The 10,603-nt window shown below is 60.1% G+C and carries 10 protein-coding genes and 1 pseudogene; 6 read left to right on the top strand and 5 right to left on the bottom strand.

Features of this window, described 5'->3' with window-relative positions:
• Positions 1-80: 80 nt before the first annotated feature.
• A pseudogene (locus tag BUB20358_RS28740) lies at positions 81-257 on the top strand (hypothetical protein); the annotation flags it as partial.
• Between the two features lie 913 nt (positions 258-1,170).
• Here BUB20358_RS28740 and BUB20358_RS27070 read toward each other — a convergent pair.
• Entirely contained in the window at positions 1,171-1,878 is a 708-nt protein-coding gene (locus BUB20358_RS27070; protein ID WP_006765340.1) for a pirin family protein, read from the bottom strand.
• 83 nt (positions 1,879-1,961) lie between these two features.
• The gene (locus tag BUB20358_RS27065) at positions 1,962-2,726 is read right to left on the bottom strand and encodes an SDR family NAD(P)-dependent oxidoreductase (protein ID WP_035973142.1); all 765 of its coding nucleotides are present in this window, start codon (positions 2,724-2,726) and stop codon (positions 1,962-1,964) included.
• A 138-nt stretch (positions 2,727-2,864) separates the two neighbouring features.
• Between BUB20358_RS27065 and BUB20358_RS27060 the strand changes: the two genes are divergently transcribed.
• From BUB20358_RS27060 to BUB20358_RS27050, 3 genes are all read left to right on the top strand, one after another.
• Positions 2,865-3,782 carry a LysR family transcriptional regulator gene (locus tag BUB20358_RS27060; RefSeq protein ID WP_006765341.1) on the top strand — a complete coding sequence of 306 codons (918 nt, stop codon included), beginning with the start codon at positions 2,865-2,867 and terminating at the stop codon, positions 3,780-3,782.
• Between the two features lie 162 nt (positions 3,783-3,944).
• A complete protein-coding gene (locus BUB20358_RS27055; RefSeq protein ID WP_006765343.1) occupies positions 3,945-4,910 on the top strand; it encodes an alpha/beta hydrolase in 966 nt (321 codons plus the stop codon).
• 33 nt (positions 4,911-4,943) lie between these two features.
• The gene (locus BUB20358_RS27050) at positions 4,944-5,348 is read left to right on the top strand and encodes a nuclear transport factor 2 family protein (RefSeq protein WP_035973143.1); all 405 of its coding nucleotides are present in this window, start codon (positions 4,944-4,946) and stop codon (positions 5,346-5,348) included.
• 270 nt (positions 5,349-5,618) lie between these two features.
• Here BUB20358_RS27050 and BUB20358_RS27045 read toward each other — a convergent pair whose 3' ends face one another.
• The gene (locus BUB20358_RS27045) at positions 5,619-7,052 is read right to left on the bottom strand and encodes a hypothetical protein (protein ID WP_199901233.1); all 1,434 of its coding nucleotides are present in this window, start codon (positions 7,050-7,052) and stop codon (positions 5,619-5,621) included.
• A gap of 536 nt (positions 7,053-7,588) precedes the next feature.
• On the bottom strand, positions 7,589-8,164 hold the full coding sequence (locus BUB20358_RS27040) for a recombinase family protein (RefSeq protein WP_035973144.1): 576 nt from the start codon (positions 8,162-8,164) through the stop codon (positions 7,589-7,591).
• A gap of 355 nt (positions 8,165-8,519) precedes the next feature.
• Here BUB20358_RS27040 and BUB20358_RS27035 point away from each other — a divergent pair, with 355 nt between their 5' ends.
• Both BUB20358_RS27035 and BUB20358_RS27030 read left to right on the top strand, forming a co-directional pair.
• Positions 8,520-9,020, top strand: coding sequence for a DUF4365 domain-containing protein (locus BUB20358_RS27035; protein ID WP_035973145.1), 501 nt, complete (start codon positions 8,520-8,522; stop codon positions 9,018-9,020).
• Positions 9,017-10,141: a hypothetical protein gene (locus tag BUB20358_RS27030; protein WP_035973146.1), complete on the top strand. Its 1,125-nt coding sequence runs from the start codon at positions 9,017-9,019 to the stop codon at positions 10,139-10,141. The genes BUB20358_RS27035 and BUB20358_RS27030 overlap by 4 nt, the downstream gene beginning before the upstream one ends.
• Positions 10,142-10,308: 167 nt before the next feature.
• Here the strand turns inward: BUB20358_RS27030 and BUB20358_RS28735 are convergent, their stop codons facing one another.
• On the bottom strand, positions 10,309-10,500 hold the full coding sequence (locus BUB20358_RS28735) for an SH3 domain-containing protein (RefSeq protein WP_105773880.1): 192 nt from the start codon (positions 10,498-10,500) through the stop codon (positions 10,309-10,311).
• Positions 10,501-10,603 lie beyond the last annotated feature (103 nt).

Here is a 10,603-nt window from a genome sequence, read left to right as displayed (position 1 = left end):
AATTCCGGCAACTGCATCAACCGAAAACCGGCGAGCCCACTAAATTACGAATGGTGTACTCGGCGGGGTAAGGTCAGATCAAGGGAGTCGTGTGGGTGAACGGCCGCAATTTGGGCCGGTATTGGAACGTCGGGCCGCAGTTCCGGCTCTTTTGCCCCGCCCCGTGGCTGCGCAACGGATACAACGAGGTGCTGATTTTCGACATGCACCAGACGACGCCGGCACCCATCTCGCTGAGGGGCACACTTAGCGGTTGATTGGTGGTCGATTTGGGATCCGGACCGCTGCTGGTGCTTCTTTGGGAATGGCTGTTGTCAGCGATTTCGGACGCGAAGCGGCGTCGATCATGAATGCCTATGGGCTTACGCCAGATCGGAATAGAAAAGGGGTTACAAGCAAAGTGCCTGTAACCCCTTCTTCAGTTTGGTGGGCTGCAGGATCAACAATTCACACCCAATCCATTGATTCAAAACGAAAATTAAATCGACGGTTGGAACATGAACCCCCAAACATACCCCCAATCGAGTGAGCCAATGCGGATGAGGCCATCGAGCGAATAATTGTGGCGTAAGTCGCCGATCGTCGGCCACCCGAACAGAAAACTTCTGGAGATTTGGAGATATATGCTCTATTCACCCCGGAAGCCTTACTGGTCAAGGGTCCAACTATCTCCAAGTCTATCTCCAAAACACTCATTTACTTGGAGACAAAGTTGGAGATAGCCGGCAAATACGTCGCATGACGCCAGCCGTGTCGAGAAACGCCCTGCGGTCTGGAACGCTGCGCGCAAAGAAACTCCCGTGCCGCAGCCCTCCCCGATGCAACGGCAAAAGCTGGCCTTGTGTTCAATGAAAAGTTACTTTGCAACCGTCGCATCACGTCAGTGATTGGCGCGAGCAAGCGCGGCATAATCGCGACAAGATTGGGGATTCGGGGACCGAGATGTGCAAGTCCGGACCTAACCTCTCAGTCGGAGGCAGATCAGGTCTGAGATTGCCTGGACGTCGCCTCATCAAGGACGGTGACCGACCCATCTCCGCCATAGGCAGCGTCAGTATCACCGTCTGCAGTTCGCTCCCCAAACAGCCACCCAACTCTCACGGGCGCGTTTTCTCGAAGTTGGAAACAGCAATGAATGGGGCTGCGGCACGCCCTAATGGAGCCCTTGTCCTAGCGCAAGAGCTCAACAATCACGACATCAGTGTCGTCTCGCGCCCTCAATACGAGCCGCGCTTCATCTCGAACGGCAATGCCATCGCGTCGCGTCAGCCTGATCGGTCCTATGTCCAGTCGCCCATGATCCGCAACCAAATAAGCGGAACCGGTCATCGGCAAAACGTGCAGCATCGTCGTGCCTTCGCGCAGCGTCGCGATACGCACCCGCGCGTCGGCATGGAGGGGCAAAGCACCTGTGCGGACATCCTCCGGATCGCCGCTCGCCAGTGTGACGAATTGGCCCTCTCGACACCCTGGCGAACAGACCCGCGTCGAGCAGCGCGGTGTACCGGCCGGTGTGCGCGGACGTAGCCAGATCCGGAACTGTCGTGCGGGAATGTTTTCATCGTTGCGCTCGGCGTGATGGATCGCCGTGCCGGCACTCATCACGTGGACGGAATTGGCAACCAGGCGCGCGCGATTGCCCGCATCGTCTTCGTAGGTGATGGCCCCCGAACGTATCCACGTGACGATCTCGACGTCGCGGTGAGCACGAAGCCCGAGGCCCGCGTGCTGCGCGAATTCAATGTCGTTCCACATATGGAGCGGACCGAGCGGCGCATGGTCGGCGTGCCCGGAGTCGCCCGCGCGGAAATGTTGGCGGACATCAACGCCGCCGTGCCGGATTGCGTCAAGCGAAGGAAAAGGCCGATGTTCAATCATGACGGTGCTCGATTCGAGTGCGCCGGGCGTGGATCGCGATCGTCGAAGACCGCGTCCACCACACCCCGCGTGCTCAGCCTGGCTCAGATCTGCTGCTGGCCGCCGTCGACGAACAATTCGATACCGTTCACGAAGCTCGCGTCGTTCGAGGCCAGGAATAGCGCCGCGCCAGCGATCTCTTCCGGTTCACCGAGACGCCCCATCGGAATCAGGGAAGCCAGGTAATCGGCAAGCCCTTGCCGTTGCGTGGCGTCGTCCCCGGCAAGATCCAGCAGGCCCGGCGTACGGGTCGCGCCCGGGCTGATCGTGTTCACGCGCACACGGCGCTCCTTGAGGTCGAGAATCCAGCTGCGCGCAAACGCACGCACCGCCGCCTTCGAAGCCGAGTACACGCTGAACGCGGCAGTGCCCGCGCTACCGGCCGTCGAGCCGGTGAGAATCACCGATGCGCCCTCGGCAAGCAGCGGCAGCGCTTTTTGCACCGTGAACAGCACGCCCTTCACGTTGCGGTCGAAGGTGTCGTCGTAGTGCGCTTCGGTGATGTTGCCAAGCGGCAGCATCGAGCCGCCACCGGCGTTCACGAACAGCACGTCGAGGCGCCCCTGTTCTTCCTTGATTTGCGCATACAGCGCGTCGAGTTCATCGAGCCGGGTGGAATCCGAGCGGACGCCGGTCGCGTTGCCGCCGGCTTCGCGAATGCCTTTCACGGCGGCATCGAGTTCTGCCTGTCGGCGGCCCGTGAGATAGACGTGCGCGCCTTCCGCCGCGAAACGTTGCGCGGTGGCAAGGCCGATGCCGCTGGTTGCGCCGGTGACGAGTGCGATCTTGTTGTCGAGTTTGCGTGCCATGGTATTGCTCCTTTCGATGAGTCGGTGGATGTTTGCGTCGCAGTGGCTTGCTGCGATGTAAGGAGAATATCGACGGCCTGATCTTTTCGAAATAGAATTGATTGCAATCCAACGTTGCATAAATGAAAAGACAAGGACATGGCTCAACTCCCCGATTTCGAAGGGCTCGCGATGTTCGCGAAGGTGGCCGAGCACGGATCGTTCGCAGCCGCGGCGCGCGCGACCGGCGTGTCGGTCGCCACGGTCTCGCGCGGCGTGGCTCGCCTGGAGGACCGGCTGGGCGCACGGCTGTTCAATCGCACGTCGCGTCAGCTCTCGCTCACCGAGTTCGGCCGGACGATCAGCGAGAAAGCCGGCGAGATCTATCGCCAGGCCGAGGAGGCGGAAAGCTCGGCACGCGAAATGTCGGTGCAGCCACGCGGGCTGGTGCGTCTGGCGGTGCCGATGTCGTACGGGCTGCGCTGGGTTGCGCCGCTGCTGCCGGGCTTCTTTCGCGCTTATCCAGGGGTGTCGATCGACCTGCATCTATCGGATGCGTCGGTCGATCTGGTCGCCGATGGGTTCGACGCCGCCCTGCGTATCGCCGCGCTTCCGGATTCATCCCTGGTCGCGCGGCGGCTGTGCGCGGTGACGCAATTCGTGGTGGCGTCGCCAGAATATCTGAGACGTGAAGGACGACCCACGCATCCGCGCGAGCTGGTGGATCGCCCCTGTCTCTCATATGCGTACCGTGCGCGTAGCGCTGTATGGCGCTTCACGAACGACGCAGGCGAGGAGGAGCCGGTGATGCCGGCGGGCCCGCTGCGCGTGACGAACTCCGATGCGCTGTTGCCCACCCTGCTCGATGGCCTTGCAATCGCCGAGCTGCCTGAATTCATCGCGGGCGAGTATCTGGCCGATGGCCGTCTTGAAGCGATCCTCACCGACTGGTCGCTGACGAAGGGTGGTCTTTACTTCGTTACGCCGTCGGCGCGCGCACGGCCCGCGAAAGTCGCGGCGCTGTCGGATTACTTTGCCGAGCACCTTTCCGAGCCAACATGGCGGTGGCCGAAATGATCCATCGGCGCAGTTGATCAGCCGGCGTCCATCATTGCATTCATGCAATGATGGATTTCAAACGATTCTATTTCGCAAATATTGTCCGATCCGTATTCTCCTTTCCACCGGCTGCACGACATCACGTCGCAAGCCACTGGACCAAGCAAAAGGAGAATCACGATGAATACGCAAGCCACACCGAACACGCCCGATACCGCGACGGTTACCTTCCTCGATGCGCTGAACAGTGCCACCGGCCCAGCAATCGAGACGCTCACGCCCGCCGAAGCGCGCGAAGTCCTGGCAGGCGCCCAGCGCAGCGTGCCGGTCGACGTCTCGGGCATTGACGTCACGCGCCGCACGGTCGAGCAGGACGGCCTGGTCGTGTCGCTTGTCGTCGTCAAGCCGCAGGATTCGCGCGGTGTGCTGCCCGTCTTCATGTTCTTCCACGGCGGTGGCTGGGTTCTCGGCGACTACCCGACGCATGAGCGTCTCGTGCGGGATCTTGTTGTCCAGTCGGGCTCGGCGGCGGTGTTCGTCGAATACACGCCTTCGCCCGAAGCGCGCTACCCGGTCGCGATCAACGAAGCCTACGCCGCGACGAAGTGGGTTGCCGCACATGGCGCGGAGATCGGCGTCGATGGTGCGCGGCTGGCCGTCGTGGGCAACAGCGTAGGCGGCAACATGGCCGCGGTCGTCAGCCAGATGGCGAAGGACCGTCAAGGCCCGGCAATCCGCTTCCAGGGCCTCATGTGGCCGGTGGCCGACCACGCGTTCGACAATGCCTCGTACGACGCCTTTGCAAATGGCTACTTCCTGAGCCGCGACATGATGAAGTGGTTCTGGAATGCCTACACGATCGACGAAGGCGAGCGCAACGAACGCTACGCATCGCCGCTGCGCGCGTCACTCGACGAATTGAAGGGCTTGCCGCCCGCGCTCATCCAGACCGCGCAGTTCGACGTGCTGCGCGACGAAGGCGAGGCATATGGATATCGGCTCGACCAGGCGGGCAACGACGTGACGACGACCCAGTACAAAGGCACGATCCACGACTTCGGCCTGCTCAACGCCCTTGCTGCGGACGCACCGACGCGCGCAGCCATGCAGCAGATGGCGACTGCGTTGAAGACGCATCTGCAATGAATCGCATCCTTTCACGCCTTTATCGAGCCGATCATGAACAACGCTAAACAACTGCTTTCCGCTTATCTCGAATCGATTCGTGACCCACGCGCGGCCGCCGCACTGTTTGCCGACGATGGCGTGCTGGAGCTCCCTTATCTGAAGTCACTTGGCATTGACGGGCGAGCACAGGGACCAAAAGCGATCGAAGGCTTCATCGCCTCGCTGCTCGCGAAAGTACCGGATTTTTCGTTCAGAAATGTGCGGCTGCTGATCGAAACGCCTGAGCAGGTATTCGCCGAATATGAAGTCGAAGCGCCCGTGCCATCGACGGGGAAAATCTATCGACAGATGTACGCAGGGCGGCTGGTGGCGAACAACGGCAAAATCCTGCTGTTGCGCGAAGCACTGGATACAATGGCTGCGGCACGCGCATTGTCGACGGCGCAGCCCATTTGAAGGGATGACGATGAAAGGCCGCTCGATCAATCGAAGCGGCCTGCCGCTGTTTCATCCCGAATGGGCGCTTCTGGCCAGAAGCAGCCCGATGTGGTCGGCTGCTTCCGACCCTTAGCCGCCGCTCGCACTTGTCCGACTGCAACGGCCGTTTCTGGAGTGCTGCCGCCGCATCCGCGCCTCGCCGAGCACTTACTTCCACAGTGCGCTCGAAGACCACGCTCTGACCCAGCCCGTGGCGGACATCGGTTTCGACAGCGAATTCACCGACGCTTAACCGATGGTCGGCGGCGCTTGACGCAAAGGCCGGTATTCGTGGTTGGGCGAGGCGTAGTCGATGTACTGATCAGCCGCGTTGGTCATCCGTAGCAGTAGGCGCTGGAACAGCCCCCTCAGCAGCTTCATGTCCCGGATCGCAGCCACCTCCTGACCCTGTGGGATCGGCGTGCCATGGGCGGCTTTGTTCCGTCGGCGCCACGCGGCGTCCTCGTCATCGCCCAGCTCAAGGTTCAAGGCAGCCATCACGTCTTTCAGCCGCTGACGCTGATCGATGCCATTGAAGGTAGGCAGCTTATTCTTCAAGGCCATCTTCGCCTCAAGGGAGATGTTGCCGCCGTCGATGACGGCGCTGAGTGCAGTCTTGAGGATCTTCCATTCGTCTCGGGTGGCCCAGCCCTCTTGCACCTTTCCGGGGTTGGCTTTGGTGTAGGCACTCTGCAAGCCCTCGATCGCCGCGCCGAAGTGAGCGGGCGCGATGTGCGGAGTGGCGGCGCACGCATGCCAGAAGGCCCAGTGCAGGTTCGCAAGATCTAGGGAGTCGAACGCCGTCACAAATGCCTGGATCGCCTTTGACAGTTGTGGGGCACCAAGCTCATTCACGAAGCGGTCGCCGAGCGGCGCGAGCTGGAGAGTTTCAATGTCGAAGGCATGGCGGCGCAGGCTGTAGGCGCTCCGTGCGAGCGTGGACACGACGTTCCATTCGGCATCGTAGTGGGATGTGCCGAGATCGACCAAGTACACGCCCATCGCGAAAGAAAGGCCTGTTCGGACCTTCTTTCGAAACTGGTCGTCTGGGGCGCCATCGTAGACGATGCACCCCGGCTTGATGGCGCCGGGGCGGTCTTCTCTGTCGAGCGCGCAAACGTAGAAGGTCGCGCCATCCACCGTAACCTTGGCGGAGTTCCACGAGGTGCTGGAACGGTCGGTATCGCTCGCGATAGTGATGCCGTCGTTCAGAGAAATTCTTCGAGTGGTGATGGTTCTGGTAACCACGTTGGAAGCCGCTGGCCAAACGTATGGGCTCGTGGGCAGGTTTTCGAGCCAGTCGATGACATATGCCGCGGGTGCCCCGGACGGGTTGTTTGTCTTGGCGACATGGACCCGAGCCAGCTCCTTGAGGGGCTGCTCGGTCACACCGAGGGTCTGGCGATTCTGACTGTAGGGCACCAGCCCAAAGAATTCCCCTTCGAGACCACCCACGCTCCGGAGGAGCGCCCGCTCGTTCGTCAAACGAACCGTGCCTGGCGGCAGATTGATCGCCGCCGACGTCGCATTGGGGGCGGCCTCAGTCTCCAAGATAAGGTTCAGCTTTTCGTCTCGGCGGATCGAAAAGCTACGAATTGGCTGATGGAGTGGGCCGGGATCGGTGATCTCGAAAAAGCCCTTGTTCAGGATTCGAAGGCATTCCTCGGTCAGGTCGCGCATCATCAGAAGAGCCGCCGGATGTCTGTTATCGGCCGAAATAGCTTTATGGGCTGATTGGGCAATGCGAGGAGACTCTCCCGCTCATAAAAGCGACGAGCGCCCTCATCTTTCGCGTCGATGATAACAGCGAACGACGCAATTTCACTCCGTGCGGCGCGGTGGAGCGCAAGCGATCGCTGGGGACCGTGGCTAGGGTGATTGCGGCGCACACGTCTTGAATGAAGGAGTGAATACGTTCACGGGACAGCATGGCGGGCAGGTCTTGCCGGTGAAGCGGTCACTGGACAGGCTACTTGAGCGATCGCGCAAAAGACTCATATTGGCCGAACTGAGCCAGACAACCTGACACTGTCTGCTTGGTCTGGTCCAGTCTTATACAGATGAGAGACGCGGCGCACTTTTGAGTGCTGCCGTTTGGGCAATGCGGACCGATATCCAACCCGGAACCGCGCATGCGCCGCCGCGCGCCTTTAAGCTGCTCGCTCCACCACCCAGCGAGCCGGGCTCCAGCAGGGCGTGAGTTGAACGGCGCGCGCCGCTTAGACTGCGTCGCGTACCCGCATGATCGTCTGGCGGCTCGTGCCAAATCGCCGAGCAAGCGCGGCCACGCTTGCCCCCGCGTCCAACTCGCGCAGCACGTCCGCCCGCTGCTCGTCCGACAGGGCGGATGGCCGCCCCATCGCCTTGCCTTCCGCCTTCGCGCGAGCGATACCAGCGTGCGTGCGCTCAATCAACAGATCCCGCTCGAATTCGGCCACCGCGTTCAACACCTGCATCGTCATCCGGCCGGCCGCGCTCGTCAGATCGACGCCGCCCAGGGCTAGACAATGAACCCGGATACCGCGTTCGGCCAATCCCTCGACCGTGGCCCGCACGTCCATCGCATTGCGGCCGAGTCGGTCGAGCTTCGTCACGATCAACACGTCGCCTTCTTCCATCTTGACGAGCAACTGTGCAAACCCCGGCCGCTGATCGGCGCTTACGCTCCCTGAAATGCTTTCCGACACCACGCGGCGCTTATCGACCGAGAAGCCGGCCGCCTCGATCTCTCGTAACTGGTTCGCGGTGGTCTGGTCGGACGTACTGACGCGGGCATAGGCAAAGGTTCGGGACATATCGGGCACTCAATCTGTACGAAATAGATGTCCGAATGTAAGGCGATGTCCAAAACATTTCAACCCTTATTTACGGACAGGGCAAAATGCCCCTGTCCGCAAGGGATCGGTTTTGGACAGGTGCATTGGATTGGAGGTCGATTGCCTTCTGGTCGGTCGCTGGGATTGACAGGAAGGTGCCACTATTCGAACGACAACAACCAATTCGTTGCGGTCCTTCGAGGTGTGACACCCATCAGCCGCTTTGCAGCGATCGCAGTCGGGAACTTCTTCAAGCCGGTCACGAATGCCGAGGGTTTCGGCGGCGGGAAACCATGCTACTGTGCGACCATATAAAAAATGAATACACACGCGCATGGACCCGCAGAAGCAGAAGGAGGAGTTCAACTACGCCTACGTGTGTGCGCTCGCCGCGCATGCAGGACTGAACCGTACCTCGTCATCTGTTGACGACGACAGCATTGATGTTGCTTTCAAGAGTAAGGGGTACCACGGGCATCTCGTTCGCAGCCCGCAAATCGAGTTTCAGCTCAAGTGCACCTCGCAAGATTTTGTCGATGGTGAAGTGATCAAGTTCCCACTTCCCCGCAAGAACTACGACGACCTCCGGGGCTCTGACTTCGCCTCCCCGCGCTACCTAGCGGTACTGCTTGTACCTGAGGATGTTGAGCACTGGATCGGCCACAACGACGAGCACATCGAGCTTCACAAAAACTGCTACTGGCTTTCGCTGCGTGACTACGAGCCGACCGACAACGTGAACACGGTGACGGTCTCGATTCCGTTGAATCAACGGCTAACGACCGAGACCCTAAAGGCTATGATGGATCGCGCTAGCGAGGGGGAGTGGCTATGACTAACTCCGATCGCCGCCTAGACCGTGAGGTGTCCGCCTACCAGCTAAGGGCATACCTAGAACACAAGCAGTGGTTCGAAGACGGGAAGATTCGCAACGTCGCAACGATCTGGCACCGGCAGGACAACGAAGACGCCGAGGTGGTCCTGCCGCTCTCGTACGTCAAGGACTATCGGCAGCGGATTCGAGACGCTCTCGTGTCGATCGCGTCCGTTGAAGGACGCGCAGTCCATGAGGTCCTGAACGAAGTCAAGCGGCTGTTCGCGAATGTCATCACTATTCGTGTGGTGCATGACGACACGAATGACGGGACGATCCCCATCAACGACGGCGTTCTCCTGATCGCGAAGGCTAAGGATCTTTTGTCTGCTGCAGCGCGGTCGCTTTACGCGAAGCGGAAGCAATTCACCCGAGGTGCTCCAAAGGAGGCGAAGGAATACCTTGAGACGCTGTTGCTAGGGCAGACCGAGATTGGTAGTTACGTCGTCAATGTTATCGCTCCAGTGCAGATGGTTGCCGATGGGTCAAATAACGTGACCACGATTCCGCTCGCGCAAGCAATCACATCGAACCTTGTCGCCGGCCTAAGTGCTCTAGAGAAGGCGACTGCGACCTACGAAGAGAAGGGCGACCTCGGCGCTTTTGACGAGGCTGTTCTCGCTGGTGCAAGTTCTAACATGTGCGATGCGTTGCTAGGCTTCAGCGGTGAAAAGCACAACCGGAACTTCGAGATCACAGTGACGGCAGCTCCAAGCCCACTCTTCGAGACCGAGCCAGCAAAATTTATGTTCGATGGCAGGTACGTAGAGGCATTGGAAAAGGCGACGGGCTACTACAAGGGCGATTACATCCTTCCCGAGCGCAGGCTGACTGGCTACATCACGAAGCTGAGCAGGCCGAAGGACGAAACCTCAGGCACGATCACCATCGACTCAACCGTTGGTGACGTCGAGCGCAAGGTGCAAGTCGAGCTGATGGGCGATGACTATCATCAGGCAGTCGTGGCGCACGACAACTCGAAGATGGTTCGGGTTGAAGGTGACGTGCACATCAAGAGCAAGTCCGCCCAATTGTTGAACCCCAAGAACTTTGGGGTTATCGAGATCGAGGACCTCCTGTAGGCGAGCGCCGGCAAGCGTTCATGAACGTCGCAGGAATTTCGTGTGCTGAAGCGGGTTACCGTCGTGCCCCGCACCGATTTGAGTGCGCTCAAAAGGGAAAACCTGCGCGAGAGCGACGCGCGCGATGCAGTGGCTGCTGCTATCAGCGACGCGACTTCCGTATAACTCTATACGATCTTGCTCACATAGCGCGAATACACCCAACCGTGGACTGCGGGTGACTCGTCATCGGCAGTCCACGCTACCGAAGACCACGCTTTCTGCCTCTCGAGCAGCATAACCACCTGCCCGAGCGCGAGATTCCCGACAGCCGGAGACTTGCTAGACGGGTGGGTGTGTACTTCCAGTTCCTCTTTCAAGACGAACCGGAACGACTGAAGTTGCTCCGTAAGCGTGTCCCCAGCACCGTCTCGACGATGTGAAAGGAAGTTGCCAGAGTAGTCCCCACCAAAGTAGTGGGGA

The organism is Burkholderia dolosa (assembly GCF_902499135.1).
In the GTDB taxonomy this organism is placed as follows: domain Bacteria; phylum Pseudomonadota; class Gammaproteobacteria; order Burkholderiales; family Burkholderiaceae; genus Burkholderia; species Burkholderia dolosa.
Note: the sequence above shows the minus strand (reverse complement) of the source record. Positions and strands in the feature narration are given on the sequence as shown.

Coding starts and splice junctions, on each gene's coding strand:
- BUB20358_RS27055 (WP_006765343.1), top strand. CDS start 3,945: ATGAATACGCAAGCCACACCGAACACGCCCGATACCGCGACGGTTACC.
- BUB20358_RS27065 (WP_035973142.1), bottom strand. CDS start 2,726: ATGGCACGCAAACTCGACAACAAGATCGCACTCGTCACCGGCGCAACC.
- BUB20358_RS27050 (WP_035973143.1), top strand. CDS start 4,944: ATGAACAACGCTAAACAACTGCTTTCCGCTTATCTCGAATCGATTCGT.
- BUB20358_RS27045 (WP_199901233.1), bottom strand. CDS start 7,052: ATGATGCGCGACCTGACCGAGGAATGCCTTCGAATCCTGAACAAGGGC.
- BUB20358_RS27035 (WP_035973145.1), top strand. CDS start 8,520: ATGGACCCGCAGAAGCAGAAGGAGGAGTTCAACTACGCCTACGTGTGT.
- BUB20358_RS27030 (WP_035973146.1), top strand. CDS start 9,017: ATGACTAACTCCGATCGCCGCCTAGACCGTGAGGTGTCCGCCTACCAG.
- BUB20358_RS27070 (WP_006765340.1), bottom strand. CDS start 1,878: ATGATTGAACATCGGCCTTTTCCTTCGCTTGACGCAATCCGGCACGGC.
- BUB20358_RS27060 (WP_006765341.1), top strand. CDS start 2,865: ATGGCTCAACTCCCCGATTTCGAAGGGCTCGCGATGTTCGCGAAGGTG.
- BUB20358_RS27040 (WP_035973144.1), bottom strand. CDS start 8,164: ATGTCCCGAACCTTTGCCTATGCCCGCGTCAGTACGTCCGACCAGACC.